The 26,651-nt window shown below is 68.3% G+C and carries 24 protein-coding genes and 3 pseudogenes; 15 read left to right on the top strand and 12 right to left on the bottom strand.

All coding sequences use genetic code 11. The annotated features are described in order from the left end of the window. On the bottom strand, positions 1-149 hold a 149-nt coding region (locus E0F75_RS00245), incomplete at its 3' end, for a Ku protein (RefSeq protein ID WP_374115360.1). 233 nt (positions 150-382) lie between these two features. Between E0F75_RS00245 and E0F75_RS00240 the strand changes: the two genes are divergently transcribed. The 3 genes and pseudogenes from E0F75_RS00240 to E0F75_RS00230 all read left to right on the top strand — a co-directional run. Next, positions 383-571: a hypothetical protein gene (locus E0F75_RS00240; protein ID WP_187620399.1), complete on the top strand. Its 189-nt coding sequence runs from the start codon at positions 383-385 to the stop codon at positions 569-571. 171 nt (positions 572-742) lie between these two features. Further along, on the top strand, positions 743-3,049 hold the full coding sequence (locus tag E0F75_RS00235; protein WP_187620398.1) for a hypothetical protein: 2,307 nt from the start codon (positions 743-745) through the stop codon (positions 3,047-3,049). Positions 3,050-3,120: 71 nt separating this feature from the next. After that, positions 3,121-3,366, top strand: a pseudogene (locus tag E0F75_RS00230) (Tn3 family transposase); the annotation flags it as partial. Between the two features lie 111 nt (positions 3,367-3,477). Here the strand turns inward: E0F75_RS00230 and E0F75_RS00225 are convergent. Together E0F75_RS00225 and E0F75_RS00220 are read right to left on the bottom strand one after the other, a co-directional pair. Continuing rightward, complete coding sequence (locus tag E0F75_RS00225) at positions 3,478-4,323, bottom strand: ABC transporter permease (protein WP_187620397.1); 846 nt, start codon at positions 4,321-4,323, stop codon at positions 3,478-3,480. Continuing rightward, the gene (locus tag E0F75_RS00220) at positions 4,320-5,228 is read right to left on the bottom strand and encodes an ABC transporter ATP-binding protein (protein ID WP_187620396.1); all 909 of its coding nucleotides are present in this window, start codon (positions 5,226-5,228) and stop codon (positions 4,320-4,322) included. Before E0F75_RS00220 ends, E0F75_RS00225 begins: the two co-directional genes overlap by 4 nt. 132 nt (positions 5,229-5,360) lie before the next feature. Here E0F75_RS00220 and E0F75_RS00215 point away from each other — a divergent pair, with 132 nt between their 5' ends. Both E0F75_RS00215 and E0F75_RS00210 read left to right on the top strand, forming a co-directional pair. Further along, positions 5,361-6,614 (top strand): sensor histidine kinase, encoded by a 1,254-nt coding sequence (locus E0F75_RS00215; protein ID WP_187620395.1) that lies wholly within the window; start codon positions 5,361-5,363, stop codon positions 6,612-6,614. Further along, positions 6,611-7,270, top strand: coding sequence for a response regulator transcription factor (locus E0F75_RS00210; RefSeq protein ID WP_187620394.1), 660 nt, complete (start codon positions 6,611-6,613; stop codon positions 7,268-7,270). Before E0F75_RS00215 ends, E0F75_RS00210 begins: the two co-directional genes overlap by 4 nt. Before the next feature lie 646 nt (positions 7,271-7,916). Here the strand turns inward: E0F75_RS00210 and E0F75_RS00200 are convergent. Next, the gene (locus tag E0F75_RS00200; RefSeq protein WP_187620393.1) at positions 7,917-8,855 is read right to left on the bottom strand and encodes an alpha/beta fold hydrolase; all 939 of its coding nucleotides are present in this window, start codon (positions 8,853-8,855) and stop codon (positions 7,917-7,919) included. 127 nt (positions 8,856-8,982) lie between these two features. Between E0F75_RS00200 and E0F75_RS00195 the strand changes: the two genes are divergently transcribed. Together E0F75_RS00195 and E0F75_RS00190 are read left to right on the top strand one after the other, a co-directional pair. Further along, the gene (locus E0F75_RS00195) at positions 8,983-9,618 is read left to right on the top strand and encodes a TetR/AcrR family transcriptional regulator (RefSeq protein WP_187620392.1); all 636 of its coding nucleotides are present in this window, start codon (positions 8,983-8,985) and stop codon (positions 9,616-9,618) included. A 185-nt stretch (positions 9,619-9,803) separates the two neighbouring features. Further along, positions 9,804-10,826, top strand: a pseudogene (locus E0F75_RS00190) (IS110 family transposase); the annotation flags it as partial. On the opposite strand, the gene E0F75_RS00185 reads toward E0F75_RS00190, so the two are convergent. Then, on the bottom strand, positions 10,819-11,304 hold the full coding sequence (locus E0F75_RS00185) for a hypothetical protein (protein WP_187620391.1): 486 nt from the start codon (positions 11,302-11,304) through the stop codon (positions 10,819-10,821). The pseudogene E0F75_RS00190 and the gene E0F75_RS00185 overlap by 8 nt on opposite strands. A gap of 159 nt (positions 11,305-11,463) precedes the next feature. Here E0F75_RS00185 and E0F75_RS00180 point away from each other — a divergent pair, with 159 nt between their 5' ends. Both E0F75_RS00180 and E0F75_RS00175 read left to right on the top strand, forming a co-directional pair. After that, positions 11,464-12,246 (top strand): hypothetical protein, encoded by a 783-nt coding sequence (locus tag E0F75_RS00180; protein WP_187620390.1) that lies wholly within the window; start codon positions 11,464-11,466, stop codon positions 12,244-12,246. Between the two features lie 715 nt (positions 12,247-12,961). Continuing rightward, positions 12,962-13,630 carry a site-specific integrase gene (locus E0F75_RS00175; protein ID WP_229312388.1) on the top strand — a complete coding sequence of 223 codons (669 nt, stop codon included), beginning with the start codon at positions 12,962-12,964 and terminating at the stop codon, positions 13,628-13,630. A 278-nt stretch (positions 13,631-13,908) separates the two neighbouring features. Here E0F75_RS00175 and E0F75_RS00170 read toward each other — a convergent pair whose 3' ends face one another. Then, on the bottom strand, positions 13,909-14,649 hold the full coding sequence (locus E0F75_RS00170; protein ID WP_187620968.1) for a TetR/AcrR family transcriptional regulator: 741 nt from the start codon (positions 14,647-14,649) through the stop codon (positions 13,909-13,911). 107 nt (positions 14,650-14,756) lie between these two features. On the opposite strand from E0F75_RS00170, the gene E0F75_RS00165 reads away from it, so the two are divergent. Then, entirely contained in the window at positions 14,757-15,848 is a 1,092-nt protein-coding gene (locus tag E0F75_RS00165) for an alpha/beta fold hydrolase (protein ID WP_229312387.1), read from the top strand. A 164-nt stretch (positions 15,849-16,012) separates the two neighbouring features. Here E0F75_RS00165 and E0F75_RS00160 read toward each other — a convergent pair whose 3' ends face one another. Continuing rightward, positions 16,013-16,630, bottom strand: coding sequence for a TetR/AcrR family transcriptional regulator (locus tag E0F75_RS00160; protein ID WP_187620389.1), 618 nt, complete (start codon positions 16,628-16,630; stop codon positions 16,013-16,015). A gap of 68 nt (positions 16,631-16,698) precedes the next feature. On the opposite strand from E0F75_RS00160, the gene E0F75_RS00155 reads away from it, so the two are divergent. Beyond that, positions 16,699-18,033 (top strand): alpha/beta hydrolase, encoded by a 1,335-nt coding sequence (locus E0F75_RS00155; RefSeq protein WP_187620388.1) that lies wholly within the window; start codon positions 16,699-16,701, stop codon positions 18,031-18,033. A 966-nt stretch (positions 18,034-18,999) separates the two neighbouring features. On the opposite strand, the gene E0F75_RS00150 is transcribed toward E0F75_RS00155, so the two are convergent. Beyond that, positions 19,000-19,182 carry a hypothetical protein gene (locus E0F75_RS00150; RefSeq protein WP_187620387.1) on the bottom strand — a complete coding sequence of 61 codons (183 nt, stop codon included), beginning with the start codon at positions 19,180-19,182 and terminating at the stop codon, positions 19,000-19,002. 974 nt (positions 19,183-20,156) lie between these two features. Here E0F75_RS00150 and E0F75_RS00145 point away from each other — a divergent pair. Beyond that, the gene (locus E0F75_RS00145; protein WP_187620386.1) at positions 20,157-20,495 is read left to right on the top strand and encodes a MerR family transcriptional regulator; all 339 of its coding nucleotides are present in this window, start codon (positions 20,157-20,159) and stop codon (positions 20,493-20,495) included. A gap of 231 nt (positions 20,496-20,726) precedes the next feature. After that, on the top strand, positions 20,727-20,930 hold the full coding sequence (locus tag E0F75_RS00140) for a cold-shock protein (RefSeq protein WP_030556983.1): 204 nt from the start codon (positions 20,727-20,729) through the stop codon (positions 20,928-20,930). Between the two features lie 190 nt (positions 20,931-21,120). Here the strand turns inward: E0F75_RS00140 and E0F75_RS00135 are convergent, their stop codons facing one another. The 4 genes and pseudogenes from E0F75_RS00135 to E0F75_RS00120 all read right to left on the bottom strand — a co-directional run bounded on the left by E0F75_RS00135 (position 21,121) and on the right by E0F75_RS00120 (position 24,041). Then, a complete protein-coding gene (locus E0F75_RS00135; RefSeq protein ID WP_187620966.1) occupies positions 21,121-21,999 on the bottom strand; it encodes a helix-turn-helix transcriptional regulator in 879 nt (292 codons plus the stop codon). A gap of 534 nt (positions 22,000-22,533) precedes the next feature. Beyond that, positions 22,534-22,833 (bottom strand): annotated as a pseudogene (locus tag E0F75_RS00130) (IS630 family transposase); the annotation flags it as partial. A 122-nt stretch (positions 22,834-22,955) separates the two neighbouring features. After that, entirely contained in the window at positions 22,956-23,459 is a 504-nt protein-coding gene (locus tag E0F75_RS00125; protein ID WP_229312386.1) for a helix-turn-helix domain-containing protein, read from the bottom strand. Positions 23,460-23,549: 90 nt separating this feature from the next. Then, a complete protein-coding gene (locus E0F75_RS00120; protein WP_187620385.1) occupies positions 23,550-24,041 on the bottom strand; it encodes a MarR family winged helix-turn-helix transcriptional regulator in 492 nt (163 codons plus the stop codon). 75 nt (positions 24,042-24,116) lie between these two features. Between E0F75_RS00120 and E0F75_RS00115 the strand changes: the two genes are divergently transcribed. After that, positions 24,117-25,064, top strand: a complete 948-nt coding sequence (locus E0F75_RS00115; protein ID WP_187620384.1) for a zinc-binding alcohol dehydrogenase family protein — start codon at positions 24,117-24,119, stop codon at positions 25,062-25,064. Positions 25,065-25,275: 211 nt separating this feature from the next. After that, on the top strand, positions 25,276-26,625 hold the full coding sequence (locus E0F75_RS00110) for a hypothetical protein (protein ID WP_229312385.1): 1,350 nt from the start codon (positions 25,276-25,278) through the stop codon (positions 26,623-26,625). Positions 26,626-26,651 lie beyond the last annotated feature (26 nt).

Genomic DNA, 26,651 nt, shown 5'->3' with positions numbered 1-26,651 from the left:
TCGTAGCCCTTGCCGATCTCGTCCTCGGTGAGGACCTGGCCGTCGATCTCGCACGTCTTGCGGTACCGGATCCGGCCGCCGTCCTCCACGTGTACCTGGCGCAGGGAAGCGTCGTGTCTCTCGGTCGCATTCTCCAGCTTGATAGGCACTGTGACCAGGTTGTGGACGTGGTCTGTCGTTGACCGTTGACCGTTTTGCGCTCTGGTCAGGTGGTGAGGATGGCGGCGAGGTCGTTGGGCAGTGGCATGGGCTGGGTGAGGGGAACGTTCGCTCTGCCGGTGTACGGGGGCGGCCTGACGGTGCCATGGACGGCCGCCCCGGTCACCCTGCGGCTTGATCGCCCGTCGCGGCTATTTGACGCAGCGTCACGGGGACCTCCGCCATGATCCGGTCCCGGCCGGCCACCCGGTTCCGCAGCGCCCGGTGTCGACTGCCGGGGCGCCGGTGCGCGGAGAAGGACTGGCGCGGCGGCTGGACCAAGGCGGTCGTGACGTGCGGCGCGGCGAAGGGGAAGACCGGCTGGGTCCGGGACGACCTCGTCCACGCCGCGGCCGAGGGCGTCCTCACCTGAATCCCCGAGGACGTCGCCTGCTACGGCTGAGGCAGCGTGGCGCGCCACAGCACCGTATTCGTGTGTGAGGGAGTTCCCGTCCGACCTGATCGACGCCCACCCCCCAGTGGCGGTGACCTGGGCGGGGAGATTCACTGGAGACGTCGGCATTCTCTGCGGAAGGCGAGCGGGATGACCACCGTGACTCCGCTTTCGAATCACTTCTTCTTCCTTGCGAGCCAGGCGTTGCCGCCCGCGCTCCCCCAGCACGACCAGAACCAGCCGTACGTGCTCCGTGTCGAGGGCGATGGCGCGCAGCCCGGGGCCCGCGTGGTTCCCCGCCCCAAGGCGCTCAACTCCCAGGGAAGCGCCGAGACGCGGAGCCAGCAGTGGAGCATGACCGCTGAGGGCCGCATCGTCAGCCGGCTGAGCGGGTGCGCGATGGCCTGGGACGACGACGACGGCGTACTCGTGGCCGCGCCGGTCGGAGATCCTGCCCGTCCGCACCAGTTCTGGAGCGTGGCCGGGGACGGTCGGCTCGCCAGCCGGACGCTGAGCGGTCACGTTCTCACGGTCTCCGGCGAGGCGAACCCCGTCCTGGCCGAGCTCGACGGGGAGTCGGTGTCGGATCCGGTTCGCGCGCACTACTGGACGCTTCTGGCGGCGCCGTTGCAGTCGGGTGACGCGACGGTCCCCACGTGGGTCTACTTCCAGAGCGCGCTCCAGGACGACGCCGGACAGAACTGTGTGCTCAACGTCGAGGGATACAGCCACTCCCCCTGGGCACCGGTGATCTTCTGGCCGCTCACGCAGACATCCACCCACGCCGCGAACGAGTTGTGGCAGATCACGCCGGACGGCCGCATTTTGAGCGGCCTGGGAGACAACCTCGCTCTCACCCTGGGCGTAAACGGCGGCGTGACCGTTCAATTGCAGCAGTACCCTCTGCCGCTCAGCCAGGTGTGGGACCTGAGCACGCCGAACCAGATCTGCAGCGCGTTGACGGGAGAGTTCCTGTGCCCGTCGGGAGGCGCCGCTGCCCCGTACGACGGCACCCCGATCGTGGCGGCGTCCGGTGCTCCGAGTTCGAGCTACACGTGGTACACCGTTCCGCCCTCTCCCTTGCCCCTGCAGCAGATCGTGGGGAGGGACCCGGAGCCGTTCCCGGAATTCACGGGTGATCAGGCCGAGGCGTACAGCGTCATCCTCGACCGGCTCGGGCTTGTGTCGCTCCGTGCCCAGTACTACAACCTCCAGGCCCCCCTCGATGTCTACAACACCGACATCGTCTCCTGGACGGACGCGCCGGACGGCATTCCGCAGGATGCGTGGGACGCGGTCCGGCTACAACTGGAGACGGAGATCGAGTGCGCCATCACCGCGAGAAACGTGTTCACCAACTACACGAATTTCCAGAACACCTTGTTCGGGACGGACGGCGCCACCGTCGCCAAGCTGATCGACGACGCCGGCATCATGGAGGGAGACCAGGACCCGAACGTCGGGGGAATCATCCTGGCCATCGTCGAGGGCCTCCTCTATACCGCTCTGTGCGCTTTGCCGGGCGTGGGCGAGGCCGCGATCAGCGTCGGCGGCATCGTGGGAAACCTGATGATGACAGCGGTGAACGCGGCCCTGGCGGATTCCGGCCCCCACAGCATCTCGCCCGACCCCTTCCAGGTGGCGGCATCAGACCTCTGGGGCGAGCTCAGGAACAACTACCAGGCAGTGCTGGGCGCCATGGGGTCGATGGAGACCGAGATCCTGAAGGACTGGGGGATGCTGCAGACCCTGTACCCGTTGGCGATCAAGCAGGGCGGCCCCGACTCGCTCTTCTGGGATCCGAGCACGACTCCAGACCTGGTCGCGGCCGCCACTCCCGGTTACGAAGTCTCCGTCATGCAGATGCTCATGCCCGCGAAGTACTCGATCTTCCTGTCGTTCAAGAATAACCGCCCTGACGACGTCCCCTCCTGGGCGAAGTGGGATTCGGGCACCTACCAGGCCTGGATCGCGGAGTCCACGAACCATGAGATGTACCCGTCCGAACAGGCGATGCAGACGGACATCTGGGACAACGGCGTGCAGCAGGCGGACTTCTTCCGGTGCGCGGCCGGCTGGGGTTTCACCGTCGTCGACCCCGATGTCGCCTCCGCCGTTAGCCTTTTCACCTTCACCAATCTGACGCAGAACATGCTCTGGCTGGACTGCCTCGACGGAAGTTCGGACGTGGCCTACCTCCAGAATCAGTACATCCCCCCGTATCAAAGCAGTTGGGTTTTGATGGAGATGGGTTCCTACATGTTCGGGACGCAGGACCTCAACGCTGTAGAGGGCGATGATGCCGCGTTCACCGTGGGCGTCCTCCCCATGCTCCGCGACATCCAGATCTCGGGGATGACGGCCGCCACGGGTTTCCAGTTCACGGCCCCCGTCGCCAACGGCAACGGCGCTCTGCAGGTGAGCTACGTCCAGACGCCGAACGCGCAGTCCTCCTGACACCCTGCGACGGGGGCTCACCGCCCTCACCCCAGCATCGCGGGAAGTGTTTCTCCCAGGTGCGGTGCATGGAGGACCAGATCGGCGCCCTCGGCCTCGTCCTCAACGCCCTGGTGCTGTTCAACACCCGCTATATGGATGCCGCCATCACCCAGCTCCGGGCCGACGGCTTCGACGTCCGCGACGAGGACGTGGCCCGCCTCTCGCCGTTCGTGCGACACCACATCAACATGCTCGGCCGGTACTCCTTCCAGCTCCCGGAGCTGCCAGGCGGCCTGCGGTCCCTGCGCGACCCGGATGCCGTCGATGAGGAATAGTTTCGTCAACCCGTCATCCTGGTCGCGGCCGCCGCGGCGATGCTCGTCAGCGACGCGGAGCCAGTAACGGAAGGCCGAAGTGCCACCCAGGCAGTTGGCTGACCGGTTCTCTCACTGGTCGCGCCGTTGCGCGCTGGTGACGGCGAGCACGGCTGTGGTGAGCGCCCACACCGCATAGACGGTCCAGGCTCCGCCGGTCGTCCACGGAAAGTCGGTCCGGGGTGAGCCGACCTCCACGAGCCGTGACCACGCCTGGTAGAGCGTGGCGTGCCCGGCGACCGCCGACCAGTGGCGGCCGTCGGTGAAGGCGATGGGCAGTACGAGGATGGCTACCACCGAGGCGACCATGGTGGCCGAGGTGTGCCTGATGAGGGAGCCGATCGCCATGCCGGCGAGCGCGCACACGGGCGCAAGAAGAGCGGACGCCGCTACGACGCGCAGGGCGCCCGGGTAGCCGATCGATAGGCCTGCGTCCCGGCCGTCGAGGATCGCCTGCGTCAGCCCGAATGAGGCCCCCGCGACGATCGCGCCGAAGACGGTACTGACGGCCGTGACGACCACCGTCTTGGCAGCCATCACCGAACGGCGGGCCGGAACGGCCGCGAACGTCGTACGGATGGTGCCCGTGCTGTACTCGCCGAGGATCGCGACGGCGCCGATGGCACCGAGGGCGAGCATCATGACCATGACGGCGTTCGCCGTGAACGCCTCCTGCAGCGGAATTCCGGCCCGGACGAAGTCTGCCCGGTCCGCCGCGCTCCGCTCCGGCCAGTAGTTGTAGGTGTCGTAGGCGGTGCCCGCGTTGAACGCGATGACGGCCAGTGCGGTGGCCCCGTACGCGATCCAGGTTGAGCGCAGCGACCGAAGCTTGATCCACTCGGCGGCCACCAGGTCGTGAAATCGGGCGCGGGGTTCGTCGGCGCCGAGTTCGTCAACGGCAGCGTATGTCGTGGTCACCGGGGGTCTCCTGCGAGGTATTGGACACTGTCGGCGGTGAGCTCCATGAACGCTTCTTCCAGGGAGGCGGACCGGGCGCTGAGGTGATGCAGCGGAATGCGGTGCTCCATGGCGATCTCACCGATCCGGACCGCGGTCACACCGGTCACAGCAAGCAGGTCGCCCGCCGTGTGTACAGCCGCTCCCTCGGCCGTCAGCAGGTCTCTCAGGACGGCCGATGCGGGCGTGCTCACCGTGACGCTCAGCCGGGTGCCACGAGCGGAGAACTCCGCGAGGCTTTCCGCCGCGAGCAGCTCGCCGCGGCCGATGACGATCAGCTGGTCGGCGGTGTGCTCCATCTCGGACATGAGATGGCTGGAGACGAACACGGTGCGGCCTTCGGCGGCAAGTCGCCTGAACAGGTCACGCACCCACCTCACGCCTTCCGGGTCGAGGCCGTTGAGCGGTTCGTCGAAGAGCAGTACCGGTGGGTCGCCGAGCAGGGCGGAGGCGATGCCGAGCCGCTGTTTCATGCCGAGCGAGAATCCGCTGATGCGGCGCCGGGCGACCTCGGCGAGACCGACCTCCCGGAGCACCTCCTCCACCCGGCGCTGCGGGATGCGGTTACTGCGGGCCAGGGCGGACAACTGTGCAATCGCGCTGCGCCCGCCGTGCACATCGTGCGCGTCGAGAAGGGATCCGACATGGCGCAGGCCGCGGGGGAGATCGCGAAAGGAACGGCCGCCGACGGTGACGCTGCCGCTGGTGGGCTTATGCAAGCCGAGGATCATCCGCAGCGTGGTGCTCTTGCCTGCACCATTCGGTCCGAGGAACCCGGTCACCTGACCGGGTCGCACGGTGAAGGTCAGATCTTTGACGGCCGTCGTGCTGCCGTATCGCTTCGTGAGCTCGTTGACTTCGATCACGGGGATAACGGTGCCGGGGGCGACACCGCCCGTCGTCGGGCTGGAGCTGACAAGCGCCGGGCGCGCGTGTCAACCCCGGTTGTACATCCATGGGCCGATGGCCCATGGACGGCACACGGTTACGATCACCAGATGTCCGCCTCCGTGTCTTCGCCGCTACTCAAGCGCATACCGCCGGGCCTGTGGACGGCGCTGGCGTGGTTCGCGGCAGCAGTGCAGCCCATCGTCGAGTACATCGTGATGCCGCCGGGGCCGACGCACTCGCTCAACTTTCCTCGGGACGGGCTCGATTCGCTTGGCGCCCGGGCCCTGCTTGCGCTCGCCTTCGTGCTGGTCCTGGCCGGTAGTGCGGCGCTGCGCCGCAGCACTACACCGGCGTACGCACTGGTGATCGCCGGCACGGTCGCCTCGACGGTGGCCTGGCGCCAGGACGAGATCCCGCCGCTGCAGTTCCTGGCAGTGGATGTGGCCCTCTGCTACATCGCGGCCATCCGATCCCGACGGAGTTCGCTCACGGCGGCCGCGGGGGCACTCGGCGTGCTCACCTGCTACTTCATGATGCGGCGGCTCATGGGGGACGACTCCGGAATCGCCCCCGAGCCCTCCCTGGCCCTGACCGTGGTCATCGCCTGGCTCATCGGCAACTCGGTGCATCAGGCCCGCGCCCACACCGAAGAGCTGTACGCACGGGCCGCCGCGCAGGCCGTCACCGCCGAACGGCTGCGCATCGCCCGCGAAATGCATGACACCGTCGCCCACAGCATCGGCATCATCGCCCTGCAGGCCGGCGCCGCAGCCCGGGTCGTCGAGACCCAGCCGGCCAGGGCCCGGGAGGCGATGCTCACCGTGGAGAAGGCGGGGCGCGAGACCCTGTCCGGGCTCCGGCGGATGCTCGGCGCCCTGCGCCAGGCCGACCAGGATCAGGAAGGCACCGGCCAAGACCATGGGCTCGCACCAGCATCCCTGCAGCCGGCCATCGGCCTGGCGGACGTGGAACGACTCGCCGCGACGGCCACGGCCGCCGGTGTCCGCGTGGAGGTGCGCCGGCAGGGCAAGCACCGGCCGCTGCCCGCTGACATCGACCTCGCGGCGTTCCGAATCGTCCAGGAGTCGGTGACCAACGCCGTACGGCACTCGGGGGCCGATTCCTGCCTCGTGCGCCTCGAATACCGTGCGGACGAACTCGCCGTCGAGGTCTCGGACCGAGGGAAAGGCGGCGGCACCAGCACCGACACCGGATACGGCCTGATCGGCATGCGCGAGCGTGCTGCCCTGCTGCGCGGCGATTTCACGGCCGGGCCCCGTCCCGGGGGCGGCTTCCTGGTTGCGGTCAGATTGCCGATACCGACAATGACTGAGGCAGAAGAGAAGGCGAGAGCCATATGACCATCCGTGTCGTACTCACCGACGACCAGCCCCTGGTCCGCGCCGCCCTGCAGATGGTCATTACCGACACCGCGGACATCGAGGTGGTGGGCGAGGCCGGAGACGGCGCGGAAGCGGTACGACTGACGGAGGAACTCGCCCCCGACGTCGTCGTGATGGACCTCCGGATGCCCGGCATGGACGGCATCGAGGCCACCCGGCTGATCACGAAGGGCACCGGCTCCGCACGCGTCGTCGTCCTGACGACCTTCGACGACGACGACTACGTCTACGGGGCGCTGCACGCCGGCGCGTCCGGATTCCTCGTCAAGGACATGGCCCTGGAAGACATCCTCTCCGCAATCCGGATCGTTGCCGCCGGGGACGCTCTGATCGCACCAGCTGTCACACGCCGGCTGATCAAAGAGTTCACCGCCCGACCCGCAGCGTCACCGCCGCGGCGGGCGGAGCTCGGCGCCATCACCGCCCGGGAACGCGAGGTGCTGACCCTCGTCGGCAGGGGCCTGTCCAATACGGAGATCGCAGGCGAGCTCTGCATCAGCATCGCCACCGCCAAGACCTACCTGACCCGCCTGCTCGCCAAGCTCGATGCCCGCGACCGGGTACAGCTGGTGATCCTGGCCTACGAGGCGGGCCTGGTGGCAACATCCCAGTGAGTGGGCGGACTCCCCGCACAGCGAGCACCGGCGGACGGTGTGCGATCCACGCGAGTCCGGTCCAACCGCCTGCCGTCAGTACACAGGTTGATCAAGGTTCTGGCTCACCGCCGGCTGTTACCGGGGGTCAGAAGGCTGGTCAGCTCGGCGATGGCCGCCGGTGAGGGCTTGAAGTAACGGCGGAGGTTCTCCGACTTCTTGTGACCCCCGCACGTTTACCGACGTTGATTTCCGACGCGAGTTGTCGACAGTTCCCACCTGCGGGTTCGTGATCAGTGGTGCGAGTGTCGGCATACGTTCGTTTGTCGGCACTGGGTATCCGGCCACCGAGCTCTCTGAGCGATCGGAGTGGGATCTCCCCGGGGCCGGTCAATCTCGTGCATGCCCAGCTGTTGCCCTGCAAGCGCGGAGGCTGTCTGTGCGGGTCCGCGTCCGATCGGCCGAGCCTGCCTGGCAGGGCGCCACGACCCTGGGAATCACTCCGTACTTGCGGGCGTAGGCAGCTGATGACCTGGGAAAACAGCTCTCGCGGGACGGTCCGTTGGAGAAGGTCCGGAGCACCCCTGTTGACCGCTGTTCGCTGCTTCTACTGGCACGTTGTGGCACGGAGCGGGCGCCGGCGGCACCGTTTCTCCCTGCCGTAGTCCTATGCGTCGACCTCAGCAGGGCCGAGGGAGTCGGCGTCCTCCATGAAGGACAGCATCCGGGCGTTGACCACGTCGGGATGGTCGATCTGCGGGCCGTGCCCCGTCGCGGTGATGATCTCGGCGCGGGCTCCGGGAACGAGGCGCGGTACGCGTTCCAACTGCCGCTTGGGGCGTACGAGCAGGCTGTGCTTGCCCATGATGACGTAGAGCGGGGTCCCGATGGATCGCAGCGCGTCCTCGGCCAGCGGCAGGGGTGCGGGGCGGCGGATCCGGTACGCGCGGGCGCCGAGCTGGATCCACTTGCGCATCTCGGGGATGGCGATGACCGGCTGGTCCAGCCACTTGGCGAGCCGGGGGCGCAGGGCCTTCGGGGCGAAGGTGGCGAACAGGCTCACGAAGACCCAGGCGAAGAAGCGCAGGCCGACCTTCTCCAGGCCGCCCGGGTCGAGGGCGGTGACCGAGGCGAGCCGTCCGGGCCGCCGGTGGGCCTGATTGAGGACGAGCCAGCCGCCGTAGGAGGAGCCGACGAGGTGGACCCGGTCGAGGCCAAGCGCGTCGAGGGCCTCGTCCATCCACTGCGCGGCGCGCTCGGGCTGCCACATGGGCTCGCGGTGGATACTGCGGTTCGCGTCGCCCGGGGTGTCGAGAGCATAGACGGGGCGGTCAAGGCTGAGCCCGGGGGTGTTGGGGTACCACATGGCCGAGCTGTAGCCGGCGCCGTGGATCAGGACGATCGGGGTCCGGGACTCGGCCGCGGGGTCCGCGGGCCCGTACCGGTAGACGTGAGTGGTGCCGAAGCTCGTCTCGACGTCCGTCTCGGAGCGGACGGGTGCCCCCATCGCGTGCAGCACGTCCTCGGCGGCGAAGAAGCGGTCGCGCAGGGCGTCGTTGACGTAGCGGCCCACATCGCGGCGTACGCGGGCGGTGTTCTCGGGCACGGTGGCACCTCCTGTGAAGAGTCATTCTTCATGGTACGACTGTACCACCAATATGGTACATCGGTATCATGAAGGGGTTCGGGCAGCAGAGCGCGAACCCCCTAGCGACAGGCGGAGACACGGGAACATGCCGAAGCGTGTGGATCATGAGGAAAGGCGCGCCCAGATTGCAGAGGCGCTCATCAAGGTGGCGGGGCGGCGCGGACTGCATGCCGTCGGCATGCGGGACGTGGCCGCGGAAGCCGGTGTGTCGCTCCGGCTCGTGCAGTACTACTTCGAGACCAAGGAGAAGCTGCTCTTCTACGGCCTCCGGCACCTGACCGACCGCTTCACCGCGAGGGTGGGCGCCCGCCTGGCCGCCGCCGGCCCGGACCCTGGCCCGCGCACCACGGTGGAGGCGCTGCTGTCGGCCTCGCTGCCGACCGACGAGGAGAGTCGCACGTTCCACCTGCTGTACAGCTCCTACGCGATCCTGTCCGTGACCGACGGGGCGCTGGCCGCTCAGCCCTTCATCGACAACCCCGACGCTGCGGAGAACGCCCTGACCGGACTCCTCGAGCACGCGCAGGAGGCCGGCCTGGCCGACCCGGACGCCGACGCGCACACGGAGGCGATCAGCCTGCTCGCGATGGCGGCGACCATGGGCACCAGCATCCTCGTGGGCCAGCGAAGTCCGGAGTCGGCGATCGCGGTGCTCCGTCACCACCTGGACCGGATCTTCACGACTGCGGAGACGTCCGAGATGCGAGCGGAATCAACCTGATGTGTCGCGAAGCACTCGCACGCGGCGCCGAGTGTGACGTCGATCCGGATCCGACGCGGATCCCCCACGTCGGCTGAGCGCCAACTGCGGGCCACGTGAGGGACTATGTCGTGCGAGGCTCCGGACCGGATCGGGCAACAAACAAGCCCTAGGTCGCTGACCTGGGGCTTTGCCACGGAGCAGATGACGGGAATCGAACCATCGGCGCCCTCCCGCTGGCCGTGGCCAGGGACATGGGCTGCCCGGTCGCCTACCTTCCGGGCCTGACGATGCGGCGGATCGCCGACCTCTACCCGGGTGAAGCGAAGACCGATGCGAAGGACGCGTTCATCATCGCGGACGCTGCCCGCGCGATGCCTCACACGCTGCGGGCGATCGACGGCGAGGAGGACGAGACGATCGCCGAGCTGGAGATGATCGTCGGGTTCGACGACGACCTGGCCGGCGAGGCCACCCGGGTCGCGAACCGGCTGCACGGCCTGCTGACCCAGATCCATCCGTCTCTGGAACGGGTCCTGGGACCGCGGTTGCAGCACCCGGCCGTCCTCACGCTGCTGGAACGGTTCGGGTCCCCGGCCCAGATCCGCAAGGCCGGCCGTCGGCGGCTGATCACCTTGCTGCGGCCGAAGGCGCCGAGGATGACCGAGCGGCTGGTCGAGGAGATATTCGCTGCTCTGGACGAGCAGACCGTGACCGTTCCGGGGACCGAGGCGGCCGCGCTGATCGTCCCGAGCCTGGCCGCTTCCCTGACGGCCGTCCTTGACCAGCGCAAGCTGCTGGCCGGGCGGATCGAGTAACTGCTGGAGGCCCACCCTCTTTCGAAAGTCCTGACGTCGATGCCCGGGGCCGGTGTCAGGACCGGAGCCAGGATCCTGGTCAAGGTCGGCGACGGCAGCACCTTCCCGACCGCCGGCCACCTCGCCGCCTACGCAGGACTCGCCCCGGCAACCCGCAGCTCGGGCTCCTCGATCCGCGGCGAACAGCCCTCGCGAAGAGGAAACAAGCAGCTCAAACGCGCCTTCTTCCTCTCCGCGTTCGCCGCCTTGAGCGATCCGGCATCCCGGGCCTACTACGACAAGAAGATCGCCCAGGGCAAACACCACACCCAGGCCCTGCCCTGCCTCGCCAGACGACGAGCAGACGTCCTCTTCGCGATGCTCCGCGACGGAACCTTCTACGAACCGCAGCCGCCGGCCGCAGTCACCTGACCTGCGGGTCTGCGAGGAGACCGACTCGATCAGCCTCAACGTCGAAGCCGAGCACCGGATGGCCGGAGTCGCCTTCCGGGTCCATCAGCACGGGCTTGCCCAGCCGCCGCCCGATCTCCCGAAGGAAGCCGCAGAACACATCAAGTCGACCCTGGCCCTGCAACTCCCGCAGGTCGACGTCGAAGTCGACCTCATCGTCGGCATGGAAACGAAAGATCGCCAACACATCGGCAGCCGGCCAGACCCGCAGGTCAGGGCACTCGGCATCCGCCGGACGGGACAGAACGGCTTCCGCCCGGGGCACCGGAAGCACCGTCTCTCCCTCGGAGTCCTGGCACTTCCAGCCCTTCTCCGCGACCAGATCGAGGACCGCCTGCCAGTCCTCCACCGAGGCATCCGGGACAAGCACGTCCGGCAACGACCCCATCAAGTCAGGGTCGAAGAAACGCTTCACGTCATCCCACAGCAGGTCGGCCACCCCGCCATGCTGCCCGGCTCGCCGACCCACCGCACCCCCGTTTCCCTTGACCAAACACATAGGGGCACCCCCCCCGCCACCGCCGTGGCCGGCAGGACGAGAGCGGGACAGGCCGCCCGGCCCAGCACCACCGCCCCCTCCCAGAGGAGCACCACTGCCATGCAGACCGGACCGAACCACACCCCCGAACTCCCCAAGCCGACGCAGCACTCGAGGAACGCCGCGGCACGCGCGCGACTGTATGCGGCCCGTGACTGGTGGAACCACGCCTGGGACCAGGGTGGCGTCCTCCACGGAGTGTGGGAGGACATCCGCCGAGCCCCCAAGGCTGACTGGCACGGCCTTGCCCACTGGATCAAGGCCCTCGCCCTGCTGGGTGCCGCCGCCGTGGCCCTGATGCTGCTCGCCGCTGCCGCCGGCGTTCTCGGCGCCGTCACCGAGGCCATCACCGGCACGGTGCCCCGGCCCCGAATGGACCTGGAGCAGGACACCAGCGGCGTCTGGCCCACCCTCACCACCCCGATCCGGTCCTTCCTCGACGGACAGGCCGCGCATCTGCCCGCCCTGTCCGGCGCCACCGCCTACGCCCTGTGGCAAGCCACCGGCCTGACCGGCTTGTTCGGCGGGTTCCTACGCATCACCGGCGCCCGCATCCTCTGGACCCTGTGGGGCAGCAGCAGCATCTGGGTCATCTGGACTGCCTCCCCGGTCGGCGGCCGACTCCTGGCCGCCGCACTGGCCGCCGCCGTATGGGCACTCGCCAGCACCCTCGCCCTGCGCGGCCTGACCTTCCGCCCCCTCATTCACAACCACGCTCCGGCCACACCGGCGTTCAGCCCCGAGTTCCGCCCCGAGCTCGACATCCACGCCACCCTGCCCACACCCACCCCGCCAGGCGACGACACCCCGACCCCGACCGTCATCCAGTTCCCCAACCGCTGACCCGACCCGGACGCTCCGCCTGGCCCTCGCCCCCCGAAAGGAGCGCGAGGGCCGGACAGGCCGCCCGGCTTCCGGCCGCGCCCGCCGACACCCCTGCTGGGCCGCCGACGCCACTGCAGACACCAGAGGAGACGACCAGGCCCAGGCCCCCGCCGGCCTGCCACTGGGTTCAGGAACCTGACGGCACCAGCTGGCTCGTGACGGGGTGTACGGCCCGCCTCCACGACATCGATGCCGGCGCCTGCACCTGCCGCAAACTCGTCGACCAGCTCGAGACCGCCCAGCCTGAAAGGGACGAGGCACATGCGCCCACCGGAGCCGAAGGAGTTTGCCCGCCAGGGAAGCACCCCGGCTCCATACGGATGCCCGCCGTGCCGCACGTCCGCACGTCCCCAGCAGTCGATAAGCGATGACCTGCGCTTTTGCCCGCGTTGTGCCCCGACCGGGTCGTGGGCAAGCTTTTGGGCAAGCGGGGCTGAGGAGAGTTCACGGCATCGGATTCCGAGAACCGACGTGCCCTACACCGACGACTCCCCTCACCTCAGACCTGACGCCCTCGCCGAAGCACCGCGAGGCGGACCGCTACGACCTGCCTGTACCGAGCTGACGTCTGCCAGTCCCTCCCCGCGCCTTTGACCGCCGTGGGGGCGGGCCGGGAGCCGGAACAGCTCCGCTCGGCCTCATCCCCCGTTCACCTTCTCGAGGAGACGCGTACATGCCCGTCGCCATCAACGCCCATCAGCTCGGCCGCATGCTGTCCCGGACGGTCAGCCACATCGGAAGTGAGTTCGTCGAGCCGCTGCACGGCATCCGCCTGGAGGCCGACGACACCCACCTCTACGCGATCGCGTCCGACCAGCACACGATCGCTGCCGCCCGCTACCGTCACCAAGGCCTCGACGGCGAGCCCTTCGCCCGCAGCGTTCCGGCTCCGGCGCTGCGGTCCCTGCGCGATACCCGGGAGGCCACCGGACTCCGCGACCACGCTGGCGAGCCACTGCGCTACACCCCGCACGACTTCCGAAGGATGTTCGCGACCGAAGCCGTCACCGGCGGCCTGCCAGTCCATATCGCTGCCCGAATCCTCGGTCACAAGACGCTGACCACCACTCAGGCGTACCTCGCGGTGTTCCAGGATGACCTGGTGCGGACCTACCGGGGCTTCCTCGACCGGCGCCGAGCCGAGCGGCCCCAAGAGGAATACCGCGAACCGACCCCTGCGGAGTGGCACGACTTCCAGCAGCACTTCGAGCTCCGCAAAGTCTCCCTGGGCACCTGCGGGCGACCCTACGGAACCCCTTGCAAGCACGAGCATGCTTGCATCCGTTGCCCGGTCCTCCAGATGGATCCTCGCCAGCGGCCCCGCCTCCTGGAGATCATCTAGAACCTCCGCGAGCGCATCCGCGAGGCCCGCGCCAACGGCCGGCTCGGCGAGGTCGAAGGACTTCAAGTCAGCTTTGACGCCGCGATGGCCAAGCTCAACAGCCTCAAACGAGCTCCGACCGATGGACGGCCGCGCCTGGTTGACCTTGGCATGCCGGTCTTCACTGGCTCTATAGACACCAAGTGACTCCAGTCGGAGGGTGAGTTCCGACTCCACCTGGCCGTGTCGGGGAGCGCGGAGCGGGAGGGTGCATGATCGCTTGGTCGGGGAGTTCTTGACTACTGGCAGTCCCGAACCGGGTCACTGGGGATCAGGGCCGCTACCCCATCAAGGATGCGTTCCAGGCCGAAGTCCAACGGATTCCCGCCTTGCGGGGCGAAGCCGCCTGCCGCGACCACCGCCGTCAGGGCGGGAAAGCGCTCCTTCTGTCGCTCCAGGACCTTGGCCGTCAGGTGGGCCCACTCCTCGTTCGCCGCCTCGTCATCATCGACGTACTGATGGGCGACATTGCGAACATGGCCGACGAGCAGCAGGAACGTGTCGTGTTGCTGGGCGGCCGACAACCCCGTCGCGACCAGCGCGGCCAAGGCTGCGTCCAGCCAGCCGAGTTGATGAGGGCCCATGATCTGGCGGCGCATGCCCGTCGCTGCCAGGATCCACGGGTGGCGGTGGTACGTCGCCAGGCACTGCCGGGCCCACTCGGTCAGCTGCGGGCGCCAGCCGCCGGGGAGGCCGGCGACCGGGGTCGGGGGGCCGATCGCAAGGTCGACCATCAGGTCGAGGAGCTCCGTCTTACCGGGAACGTACCGGTAGAGCGCCATCGCAGTGACGCCGAATTCCTTGGCCACCCGCGCAAGCGAGACCGCCTTCAGGCCCTCCGCGTCGGCGATCTCGATGGCCGCCTCTGCGATTTGGCCCGCGGTGAGCGAGGGCTTCGGGCCCCGGCTTGGCGGCTCCTGCTCACCCCACAGCAGCGCGAAGCTCTCCTTCACGCCGGCCTGCTTCCCGACCTTCTTCATGGCCACCTCCACCTCTCCTGCTGCACCCCGTTGACACCTCACCCTGACTGTTTATATCGTATAGCCAACCGCTTACGACATATACAGTTTCTCTCCAGGGAGTCATCGTGATCGCCACCATCGCCGCCACGTCCGCAGCTGTCCTCCTTGCCGCACCCGCGGTCGGTGCCCTTGGCCACCGCGCCATCAAGCGTTCCCGCAACGCCTCACTGATGAAGATCGACACTCCGAACGGCATCGACGAGCAGGGCTTCGTCAGCATCGGCGGCATCGACCAGTGGATTTCGGTCCGTGGCGAGGATCTGGCCAACCCGGTGGTTCTGGAACTGCACGGCGGCCCTGGGGCCTCGACCGCGATCTTCGTACCGCGCACGAGATCCTGGGAGAGGCACTTCACGATCGTCCGCTGGGACATGCGCGGCGCCCTCAAGACCCTCGGCCGCAGCGGTCCGGAAGGCCAGGGGAAAATGACCTTCGACCGGATCTACGCGGACGCGATCGAGGTCACCGACCACATACGCGTGCGCCTGGGCGCCGAAAAGATCGTCCTGCTCGGCCAGTCCTACGGAAGCGCCTTCGGCCTGCGGCTCGCCCGAGAGTTCCCCGAACGCTACTCCGCATACATCGGCACCGACCAGAACATCCACGACGCCGGCCGTGACGACTTCGTGCACCAGGCCCTGCTCACCCGGCTGCGTACGACCGGAAAGCGCAAGGAACTGGCGGCAGTCGAGGCGCTCGACCCCGACGAACGGCAGTGGACCGCCCGCCAGCGCGCCATGCACGCCAAGCTGGTGGCCACCAGCGACCCGCTGACGCTGGACACGATGAAGAAGGTTGTCATGGGGTCCCTGTGGTTCTCGCCGCTGCACTCGCTGCGCGAGCTGGGGCGCTTCGTCAAGGGCATGACCATCTCGGAGCAGATCACTGAGGCCACCACCGGGTTCGACGACTGGGCCGAGGGCACGAAGTTCGAGCTTCCCCTCTTCATCTTCCAGGGAGACAAGGACGTCCTCGCGCCGCCGGAGCTCGCCCGCCGCTTCTTTGACGACGTCCAGGCGCCGGTCAAGGACTTCGCGCTGATCGAGGACTGCAGCCATTTCGCGGCGTTCCGGCGGCCAGAGCGGTTCCTGGAACTCCTGCTGACTCGTGTGCGGCCCGTGGTCGCCGGAGAGCCGGCAGGTACAGCGGGCATCTGACCCTGGGTGTGGCCGGCCGATGTCTCGCCGTCCGGCTGGACACCCCCAGTGGAGTCAGAACTGGCCTACCACTGGAGTCGGTTGTCACTGACGCAGCCAGTCTTCACCGACCCACCACGGCTTCAGCCAGGGTCGGGAGAGCCTGGATTCCGGCCCTGATCCGGTCACCGGGCGAGTTCGGCTTGGCGAAGACTGCGGAACACCTCCGGGGTCGTCCATCCGCGCAGCGTGGCGTGAATCGTCGAGCGGAAAGCGGCCTCGGCCGTGGTGGCTTCGAGGGCCCCGGCGAGTTCGAGAGTCACGAGCCCGTGCAGGGCAGCCCAGATCGACAGGGCGATCGACGTTGCTTCGCCGGCGAGGACGGACGCCGTCAAGGCGCGATCGATCGCCGCGAGGAGCGGGCGGATCGGGTCACTGGCACCGGCCTCTCCCGACGGGTCGAAGGACTGCACACCACCGAACAGCACTGTGTACAGGTGACTGTGTCCGCGCCCCCAACGACGGTAGGCCACGGCCAGTGCGTAGAGGTCGGCGAGAGAGTCCGCGGAGGTCTGTACCGCCGACAGGTCCTGGAGCAGGCCGGCGACGGCTCTGTCGCGCACCGCACGGATCAACCCGTCCTTACCGCCGAACAAGGAGTACACCGCCGTCGTCGACGCCTCGGCGGCAGTGGCCACGGCGCGGACCGTGACGGACTCCCGCGGACGGGTGGCGAGCATCTCGGTCGCGCACTCCACAAGCCGCTCTTTGACGGCCTCGTCGTTTGTTCTGGGCCTACCCATGGTGAGCAGCCTACCCCCTCTGATAACGTCGTTTTGAAACAGTGTTCCAAAACTGTCGGAGGTCCGCCGTGCCCACGTCCGCCATACGTCTCGTCCGCTTTACCGGACGCCTACTGTTGGCCCTGGCCGCCGTTGCGGCGCTGGTCGTCGTCTTCCTCGCACTGATCGCACTCACGGACGGGGCGGGTTCGGGTCTCGCCGCGTGGTTGACGACCCTCGGGACCGGGACCGTCCTCGCGCTGTGGCGGGGTCGGCACAGCACCTGGCCGGCGCGGCTCGTGCCGTTCCTGCCGGTGGTCGTCGCGGCGGCGTTGACGGCGGCGGTCTGCATCCCGACCGCACCGACGGCCCGGCGGTATCCGCCCGCGCTGCCGTTCGTGTCCACTCAGCACTGGAACCTGGCCACGGGCAGCCGGGTCGCGGTCTATCACTACCCGCCTGCGAACCCCGGCCCCCGGCATCCCGTCCCGTTCGTGTACCTCCACGGAGGCCCCATCCGCGGCATCTCGGTGCAAGACCACACCTTTCTGCAACTCCTGGCACGCCAGGGCTACGACGTCTACGCCTACGAACAGGCCGGCGGCGGACGAAGCGACCTGCTCCCCATGGACCAGTACACGATCTCCAGGGCGGTCCGTGACCTCGCCGCCTTCGTCGACCGTCTGGACAAGGGCAAGGTCGACATCCTCGGATTCTCCGGGGGCGGAGTCGTGCTCACCCGAGCCCTGGCCGACCCAGGCGTCGCCACACGCCTGCACCGGGCGATCATCGCCGAGCCCGGGCCCATGGACGGCCCCACCGCACACATCACCGGGCACAAGGGCCGAGCATCCGCACAAGACCTCGCCCCCAACCCGACCGGACCGCGATCGACGCACGTCCCCCGGTACGCCGTGGCATTCGGCCTCATGCGACTCGGACTCCTCACCCCCGACACCGGACTGATCGGACAGGCCGAAGGCGACAACGCCTTCACCGCCGCAGACCTCGGCAGCGACACCGCATCCGCCTACTGCGCGCGCGACGCGCACCGCATCCCCAGCGAGGACACCGCACAGAACTTCTCCTTCAGCCCCGCCGCCAGCCTCCGCGTCCAGCAGACAGTCAAGGACTCGCCCTCCATCGCACCGCTACTGAGGCAGTCCCGGACCCCCGCGATGCTGATGATCGCCGAATGCTCCTCCCAGGTCCGTCAATGGGCGACCGCCATCCTCGCCAATGACCCCGCTATCCAGCGCACGCAGTACATGCCCGGAGTCGGCCATCACATGTGGAACGGCCTAGACGACAACAACGACCGGGCCGCCGCCGTCATCACTGCGTTCCTTCAGGGCAAGCCGGCCCCCCTGCCGAACTACCCGACCCGCGACGAGATCCCTACCGTCATGCGCGACCACAAATGAAGTCGTTGCAGCCCGGCACCGGCGTAGACGGGCGAAACCGCGAAGCAGCCTGGGCCCTGCGCGAAGTACAGCCAAGGACGAGTTCTTAGTTCGGAAAAGGGCCGGCGTCACGGCCCATCTGCTCGCGAGGCGTCTGCGCCGCCGCGGCCACCACGTCACTCTTCTTCACCGCGACCTCCACCGCCCGGTCGTCATTCGCTGACCCGCTCCGCGCACTTCCGCCGCCCACCGCGTCCGATTCGGCCCGCCGGGTCAACACCCGAACGACCGGGAGACGCCTCCGCGTCTCCCGCAGGCGCGCCCGTTCTGACGACTCCGCGCACCTCCACCCACCCCGGACCTCAGGGCCAGGGAGGTCGGAGGATCCGACAACCCGGCTCCAACTCCGACTCCGCCGCATCTCCACGAAGGTCCCCCGCGAGCAAGCCCCGCGTCTACTACATGGCCACCCAGCCCGACGGAACCGTCCCCCGCGGTACCGAAGCCGGCACTCCGGTCAGCCTCGCCGACCACGTCGGCCAGGTGATCGACCACCCCACCCCCTGCAAGACCAGGTAGTACGACGAGACCCACTTCGCGTACTTCCGCACCTACCACCGCCTCGGCGAGGTCCTGAACGACCTCTGGCAGTGGCCAGCGCGCCTCTTCGTCGTCGAACCCCTCGGCGAGACCGGGAACTGGGCCCAGCGCGACCACCCCTACCGCCTCCTGGCACACCAGATCCGCGTCATCGAGGAGACCGAAGCCTGGCAGGCCCTCGGCCCCAACGGACGCGACGTCGCGCAGCTGCTCACCGCGGAGCTGCCCGACCTCATCCCCGGGTGGCTGCGTGACTGGGACGCCGGCCCCGACGCCATGGAGCGACGCTTCGAGATCTGGCGCCATCGATGATCTTGTGCTTGAGAATCCGCATGGCCATGGCCTCGGGATTCACGTGGACCTGGATGCGTTCCCACTTCTGGTACATCACCAGGGCGGCGTCGCTGAGCGCTTCGTCGGCGTCGCGGGGCCCCCGAGCCGGTTGAGCGCGATCTTGAAGAACAAGGTCTTGTTGCGGTGGAAGAAGTCTTCGAACGTAGCGTCCAGCACGGGGCGCTCGGGGTCGGGCTCGAACAGGTCGGGGCCCTGGCCAAAGGGGTCGTTGTTCACGGGTGCGTACCCCCTCCTCCCGGGGCGGACCCCGGCAGCAGGACCCGTCCGGGAGGCGGGGCGACGCGGCAGGCCGATGCGGCCCAGAGCACCCTGCGCAGTTCAGGCCCGGCGGCCGGCTGCCGAGCGGTCTGGACGGCCGCCCGCCTGTCTTGTCACGGACGGGACCGATTACCTGCTCGCCGGCTACATGAAAATCTATGATGGCCGAAGTAGACATCCGTCAGTGATGTAGTTATGGTTTCTCTCGTAACGCAGGGAGACCGAAGGGCTCGGCAGAGACGAACTGCCGGGCAGCAGTACCCGCAGTACAGGTGGTTGCAGTACGCAGGACGGTGTGGTGGTGGAGTTCCGGAGCCAGGGTTGTTGCAGGACGGCGACGGGGCTGACGACCGGACCGGGTGGCCCGCAGTCATCAGGGGCCGCCGAGAGCAGTACCGCAGTTAACGCAGTGGAAGTACCCGCAGTAAGTGCAGTTCGCAGTACCCAGCAGTGAAGTGAGTGAGTGGTACCTCGGTGAAGGCGTCGGCTGCGGGCGCGCGCACCGGGAAGTTCGGCAGTGGGGTTCTAAGCCAGAGCAGATGCAGGACGGGCCACGGGGCTGGCTGCCGAAGAGTGACGCTGTCACAGGTCGCTCAGCAGTACGCATCACCCGCAGTACGCAGTACGCAGTGTCAGCAGTACGCAGTACCCCGATGGTAGGAAGTTGATCACCGAGGGAAGAACGGAGGAACGAAGCACCATCAGGATCGCCCGGACGGAAGTCTCGAGTCCGGGTACCGCAGGACATCGATAGTGAGGTGGTCTCCGGTCAAGCAACCGCGATCCTCGCACTCCCGACAGCGACTGGGTTGGGTAGGCGGACACAGAAGGCCGGCGCGGTATCAGGGTCGGCACGTGGTGTAGAAGTTCCTTCGGGGCCCTGGTGCCGTACGGCACCAGGGCCCCTCCACGCGTTCCAGAGAGAGGTGCAAATGACAGCAGACGACTCGTACGCCCGTCTCGACGACGACGACTACCCCGCCTACACGATGGGCCGGGCCGCCGAAATGCTCGGCACCACACAGGGATTCCTCCGCGCCATCGGCGAGGCCCGTCTGATCACCCCGCTGCGCTCCGAGGGCGGCCACCGCCGCTACTCCGGCTACCAGCTGCGCATCGCCGCCCGCGCCCGCGAACTGGTCGACCAGGGCACACCGATCGAGGCCGCCTGCCGCATCATCGTCCTCGAAGACCAGCTCGAAGAGGCGCAGCGCATCAACGCCGAATACCGCCGCGCCGCCCAAGAGGCCGACCCGCCGGCCGCGGCCTGAGGCGGTGCGCGCCCCGCCGTACCTCGGCGGGTCCGTTCCCACTTGGAGGAGCCCTTCTGGTGACGGGGTGTGCGGACGTGTACCGTCCCCGTTAGCTGTCGTGGTTCGGAAGTTCCCTCTGCCCACGCCTTCGGCGTGGGCGTTTTGCTGTGCTGTGCCGCAGGAACCAGGGCGATCACCTCCGCCTCCCACATCGTGTGGGCGGCGTTCATCGACTGGAAGGCATGAGATATGGCTACGGGAACTGTGAAGTGGTTCAACGCGGAGAAGGGTTTCGGCTTCATCGCTCAGGACGGCGGCGGCCCGGACGTCTTCGCCCACTACTCGGCGATCAACTCGACGGGCTTCCGTGAGCTTCAGGAGGGCCAGATGGTGACGTTCGACGTCACCCAGGGCCAGAAGGGCCCCCAGGCGGAGAACATCAACCTCGCCTGACCTTCCCTACCTTGCCGTGAGGACAGGGGCCGCGTTCCGGACAACGGAATCGGGGCCCCTTCGCACACCCTGGACGGACACGCTATCTTTCCTGGCCCGTGCCGGAATGGGTGTGCGGGACAAGCCCCGGTCCCCGTGACGGGACGCAGTTTGGCCGGGGCCGCCCCCGCACTGCCTTACGGCGAGCGCGTTACCGTCCGGCGGTGGTCAGCCACCCGGACGGGCGGAGCTTGATGGCTTCGGTGATGAAGTGCCGGGTGTGGTCCGGGCTGAGGGCCTGATTCTGCATGCGGGCGTACATCGCGTTGTACTGCTGCACGTCGGCCGGCCGTTCCAGGCAGAGGCCGCTGGTGAACCTCTCCAGATACACCACTGTCTGACGGCTGTCGCGGAACTCCAGGACGGAGAACTGCCCCAAGAGGCCCGGGTGGGCGCCCGCGATGTGGGGGAGGACCTGGACGGTGATGTGCGGCTCGGTGCTCAGCGTGTGCAGGTGTTCCACTTGCTCACGCAGGGTCTCCCGGCTGCCGACGACGCGCCGTAGGGCTGACTCGTCCAGGACGACCCACAGACTCAAGGGCCGGGCGGGGTCGTAGAGCCGGTGCTGACGGCGAAGTCGCACCTTCAGTCGCGCGGCGGCCTGCTCGACCGTGAGCAGGGGGATCGTTTCCTCAATGACCGCGGCCGCGTAGGCGGGAGTCTGCAGCAGAGCCGGGATCACCATGGACTCGTAGGTATGGATGGAGGCGGCTGCCGTTTCCAGGTCGATGTAGACGCTGTGGGGAATGTCGCCGTAGGCGTGCCACCAGCCCTGTCGGCTCGACTCCCTGGCGACCTCCGTCAGGGAGTCGACGACATTCTGGTCGGTGACGCCGTAGAGCTTGCACAGGTCGCGCACGTCGCGGGGGCTGACGGCACGGCGGCCGGTCTCCATGTGACTCACCTTGGGCTGAGAGATCAGCAGGTGCGCCGCCACCTGCGTGCCGGTCATGCCGCTGGCCATGCGGAGCCGGCGCAGCTCCGCTTCCAGACGCCGTTGCCTGACGGTAGGGTCGTTGTTCGCCGTCACGGGCGGTCTACCTCCGGCTCCAGACCACTGCGTACGCCAGGTTGGCACGGAGCACCGGCTGATGATCACGCGCCGTGCCGTAGGGGCCGGCGGCGGCCAGAAACGGATTGTGACCGCGCAATTTGCCGCTCGGTGAAGATCAACTTCGAGGCCGGCTCCCAGCAGCTCAAGGAACAGAGCGCCTGGGGCAAGGGCGTCCTCCCTGCCGCGCGCGAACGCCTTCAGCAGGCCGCCGCCGAGACGTCCCGGCAGGGTAATGACGAGCGACTTCGCTGTAAGTGGTCGACTCCGGAAGTCCTTCGGGGGTTGATCAAACTGCAGGGCGACGGAGGATTCTTCTTGTCGGTCGGCGGGTGTGTGCCGGTCGAGCCGGGCCAGCAGATCGTCCAGGTCGGAGGTGGTGAACTTCCACTGGAATGGCTGTGCCGTGGCGTTGTAGCGGTCTTCGAATGCTCGGAGCCGGTCCCGGACCTGCGCCAGGTCCGTGAAGTCATTGGGCGTAACGACCTTGCGTTGGACGATCGAGAAGAAGATTCCGATCTGGTTTGTCCAGGAGGCGTGTATGGGGGTGTGGACCATGACCGCATTCGGAAACGCCGTGGCCAGACGATCGATGGCCTTCTTCCCCCGGTGGGAGGAGCCGTTGTCGACGATCCATAAGACGCGTTTCGCGCAGGCGTAGGGCTTGGTGGTCATGACCTGGGTGACCAGGTTCACGAAGGGGACGATGCCAGTCTTCAGCTCGCATCGGCCGAAGACCTTCGCGCGGTGGACGTCGTAGGCGGCCAGGTAGGCCAGCGCGCCGCCACGGCCGTACTCGTGGTTGACGCGCATCGCCCGGGCCTGCCCTGGCGCCAGGGCAGGATGGCAGCGGCAGCGGGCCTGGATGGAAGTCTTCTCGTCGCTCGAGATGACGTACTCGTCGTTGCCCAGGGGTTCGCCGTCGAAGACACGGCCTACAGGTCCAGCACGCGGGCGGCCTTTGTCGGGAAGTTGGGGTCGCGGATGAAGATCCAGGACCGGTGCTGCCAGGGCTTGATCGCGTCGGCCTTGAGCCAGCGGCGCACTGTGGAAGCCGATATGGCCGGGGCGATGGCCCGGGCGGCCACCTCGAGGGCAAGTTCCGGGCACGACCAGCGCGAGAGCGGTGTCCCGCTCTCGGCGGGTAACTGGCAGGCCAGCGCCTTGACCTCGGCGTCGTGCAGCGGGGTGAACGAGGGCGGCCTGCCCGAGCGCCTGCGGTCGGACAGGGCGGGCAGGCCGCCGGCGATGAACCGGCCCCGCCAGGTGCGTACCGTGTCCACGTGGATCCGCGTCTGCGAGGCTATCCGGGCATTGGGGCGCCCCCGGGCCGCCAGCAGCACGATGGTTGCCCGCTGCCGAGCCTGATGCGGGGTCTTGTGGCCGTAGGCCATCTTCTTCAGATGGTGGCGCTCGGCGGCGGTCAGTACCACGGGCACGGCAGAACAGGCAGGCATCGCAGGCGGGGTGACCGACCTTCCAGAGCGGGTACGCGGTGATGGGGCTCGCGCGGTGTGGCGGCCTCGGGCTCAGGTGGCGGGCGGGGCTGGCGCGTGGCGCGTCTGCTGGACCAGGACGGTGGTGGCGCGTTCCAGAAGCTCGCAGAGTGCGGCGTGTTCGGAGGGCGTGAACGCGTCGGTGAGCGCGCGCTCAAGGACGATCACCTCCTGGTAGGCGCGGTCCAGCAGCGTCTGGCCCTCATCGGTGAGGGTGGCGATCTGCACCTTGGCGTGCACCGGGGACGTCTCGCGGCGGATCAGTTCTTTGGTCTCCATATTGGCCAGCACGCTGCTCATGCTCTGCTGCGTCACCCCGCAGGAGCGGGCCAGTTGGGCGCCGGACATGCCGCCTTCGCGCGAGAGGATCAACAGCACGGTGTACTGCGTCATGGTCAGCCCGTAGGCACGCAGTACTGCCTCGTGGTGCGCCATCAACGCCTGCTCCGACCGCCTGATCCGGGTGCAGAGGTCGTTCTCGATCGGGGCTTTCACCGCGTACTCCCACTCCGTTGACAGGTTCATGGGTTGACTCAGGAACCTTATATGCCTACCGTCCTCGACTGTAAGGATACTGAGTCAACACAGGGGGCTGTAACCATGAAGGCTGTCGTTCTCGACGCCGATGACCACTACCGGGTGGCCGAACTCGATGAGCCCGCCCCCGGCCCCGGCCAGGTGGCGATCCGTGTGGCCTACGCCGGGATCCAGTGGGGCGACACCATGGTCAGGGACGGCCACCTCGCCGTACCTCGCCCCTTCGTCCCGGGATTCGAGGCATCCGGGCACATCGTCGCGGTCGGCGCGGGTATCGACGCACGCCGTGTCGGTGAGGCCGTCACCGCGCTGACTACCTCTGGCGCCTACGCCGAAGTGGTCCTGGCGCCCGCCACGCTCACGTTTGGCATCGGCAGCATGCCGCTGAGGACAGCCGCAGGTCTCGGGTGGGGCGCACCGACCGCCTACGACCTGATCAACACCGCCGCGAATGTGCGGCCCGGCGAAAGCGTGCTGATCCACGCCGCCGCCGGCTCAGTCGGCACGCTCGCCGCCCAGTTCGCCCGACTGGCCGGAGCAGGCCGGATCGTCGGTGTGGTTAGCACTGCCGACAGGGCCGACTACGCCGCACAGTTCGGGTACGACCAGCTCCTGCTCCGCGAGGAGTTCCCGGCCCAGCTCGGCGAAGAAAAGCCCGACGTCATCCTCGACCCGGTCGGCGGCTCGACCCGCACCGCCGGCCTCGACCAGCTCGCAGCACACGGCCGACTCGTGGCATACGGCAACCTCGCCACGTACGAACCCGTCCTCGCCAACGCCAACGACCTCCTCATGCACGGCAAGTCACTCCTGACCTACAACAGCAACCTGCTCAGCCAGACCCACCCCGAGCGGCTCGCCGACAGCGCCTGCCGCGCACTCGACCTCGTCGCCGACGGCAAGGTCCGCATGGACATCACCACCGAGTACACCCTCGGGGACCTGGCCACGGCCGTGCAGCGCCTCGCCGAGGGCACAACCCATGGCAAGAGCATCCTCCGCGTCGCCTGACGACACGCAGAAGGCACCGACCACGAGGCGGCTCCCGCGATGAACCCCGCCAGGATGGGAAGGGATCACCTCGGACGCGGGAGCGACCCCATATGACCTCAGCGCTGGGCAGCGGCCTTGGCCGCTGCCCAGCTTGCCGTGCCCCACACAGCCACACCAATCGCGTCAAGCCCCGAAGGACTTTCGGAGTTGGCCACTTAGTGTTTCCGCCATGACCAGAACCACGCCACCGCGCCCCGTGCACGTCGAGGAGCTCTTCCCGAAGTTGGGGGCGTTTCGTGGTGTGACGACGCGTCTGCACCCGCGGCCGGGGCGTCCGGACGCGTCGGTCAGCTCGGTCGGCGGTCCTCTGCTGTGGCCGGCCGACGAACCGTGGCCAGTCTGCACCGAGCCACACAAACGCAGCCGCGGGTACCGCGTCGCGGACATCCATCGCGGGCGACAGCTGCTCGCGGACGCCTGGGCCCGTGGCCGACCCAGCGACGAGGAACGGGTCCTGCTCACGGAGCTCGGTCGCAGGCACCGCGACCCGGACGTCGCCGACCCCGATCCGATCCCGCTGATCGGCTTGGTCCAGCTGTACCGGCGGGACGTGCCCGGCCTTCCGCCGGGCCCGGGCGGCTGCGATCTGCTCCAGGTCCTCTGGTGCCCGTTCGAGGCGCATGGCCCGAGCCGCTACGGCTTGGCCCCGCACGTGCGCTGGCGCCGCTCCGACCTGGTCGCTGTGCCCCTGGACGCTCCGCCACAGCCGGCGCTGGTCGGCTTCGAGGGCGCGGTCGCCGAGCCATGCGTGCTGCACCCCGAACAGGTCGTCACCTACCCGTACGCCGGCTCGCTGCCGGCCAGGCTGTGGAGAAGGGTCGACGCCTGGGAGCGTGCGGAGGAGTGCAAGGCGGAGAAGCGCGGTCTGGACGACGAGCTGGTCACTTACCACCATGACCTGTCGATTCCCCAGGGCTGCCGGGTGGGTGGATTCCCCTCCTGGCGCACGACCGACCCCCACCCGATGATCTGCGAAGCCTGTGCCGCCCCGATGGTCCTCCTGCTGACCGTCGACAGCCACGAGTGGGGCGGCGCCAACGGCAGCTGGATGCCTGTCGAAGAGCGGGATGTCGCCGAGCACCTTCGGGACAGCCGCCCCGCGCAGCTCACGGATCGGCCGAGACGGCCTGCTGAACATCTTCGCCTGCCCCATCGAGCCCGGGCACCCGCACCGGTGGAGCCTCCAATAGGCGGGGCCGAGCTTCTAAGGCCGGCGCTGTCACCGCCACCTCGGCAATCAGGCGCATACGGGCTTTACGGCGCTCTCCCACTCGACGTCTTCGGCCTCGGCGAACACCACAGCCCCGACCTCTCCGTCGCCAACCCCGCCATCCCCCTCGCCGCCATAGCCCAGGGTGCTCAGCTGCCGGTATCTGCTGAACCGTTCTCGGGGGACATCGGTGCTGTACCGATGTCCCCCGAAGCCGTAGTGCGGCCATCGTGTTCCTCGGCTGAGGGCCGTCCTCCTGCACCACGAGCGAGGCTCGCCGGGAGGCCGGGGGCGGGCGGGCTTGTGTGAGTTCGCCCCGTCCGCCCCCGGAGGGG

The organism is Streptomyces sp. CB02980 (assembly GCF_014451325.2).
Classification (GTDB): domain Bacteria; phylum Actinomycetota; class Actinomycetes; order Streptomycetales; family Streptomycetaceae; genus Streptomyces.
Note: the sequence above shows the minus strand (reverse complement) of the source record. Positions and strands in the feature narration are given on the sequence as shown.

Excerpts from the sequence above, each read along its gene's own strand:
- E0F75_RS00240 (WP_187620399.1), top strand. The coding sequence starts at position 383 with ATGATCCGGTCCCGGCCGGCCACCCGGTTCCGCAGCGCCCGGTGTCGA.
- E0F75_RS00235 (WP_187620398.1), top strand. The coding sequence starts at position 743 with ATGACCACCGTGACTCCGCTTTCGAATCACTTCTTCTTCCTTGCGAGC.
- E0F75_RS00215 (WP_187620395.1), top strand. The coding sequence starts at position 5,361 with ATGTCCGCCTCCGTGTCTTCGCCGCTACTCAAGCGCATACCGCCGGGC.
- E0F75_RS00210 (WP_187620394.1), top strand. The coding sequence starts at position 6,611 with ATGACCATCCGTGTCGTACTCACCGACGACCAGCCCCTGGTCCGCGCC.
- E0F75_RS00195 (WP_187620392.1), top strand. The coding sequence starts at position 8,983 with ATGCCGAAGCGTGTGGATCATGAGGAAAGGCGCGCCCAGATTGCAGAG.
- E0F75_RS00180 (WP_187620390.1), top strand. The coding sequence starts at position 11,464 with ATGCAGACCGGACCGAACCACACCCCCGAACTCCCCAAGCCGACGCAG.
- E0F75_RS00175 (WP_229312388.1), top strand. The coding sequence starts at position 12,962 with ATGCCCGTCGCCATCAACGCCCATCAGCTCGGCCGCATGCTGTCCCGG.
- E0F75_RS00170 (WP_187620968.1), bottom strand. The coding sequence starts at position 14,649 with ATGAAGAAGGTCGGGAAGCAGGCCGGCGTGAAGGAGAGCTTCGCGCTG.
- E0F75_RS00160 (WP_187620389.1), bottom strand. The coding sequence starts at position 16,630 with ATGGGTAGGCCCAGAACAAACGACGAGGCCGTCAAAGAGCGGCTTGTG.
- E0F75_RS00145 (WP_187620386.1), top strand. The coding sequence starts at position 20,157 with ATGACAGCAGACGACTCGTACGCCCGTCTCGACGACGACGACTACCCC.
- E0F75_RS00140 (WP_030556983.1), top strand. The coding sequence starts at position 20,727 with ATGGCTACGGGAACTGTGAAGTGGTTCAACGCGGAGAAGGGTTTCGGC.
- E0F75_RS00120 (WP_187620385.1), bottom strand. The coding sequence starts at position 24,041 with ATGAACCTGTCAACGGAGTGGGAGTACGCGGTGAAAGCCCCGATCGAG.
- E0F75_RS00115 (WP_187620384.1), top strand. The coding sequence starts at position 24,117 with ATGAAGGCTGTCGTTCTCGACGCCGATGACCACTACCGGGTGGCCGAA.
- E0F75_RS00110 (WP_229312385.1), top strand. The coding sequence starts at position 25,276 with ATGACCAGAACCACGCCACCGCGCCCCGTGCACGTCGAGGAGCTCTTC.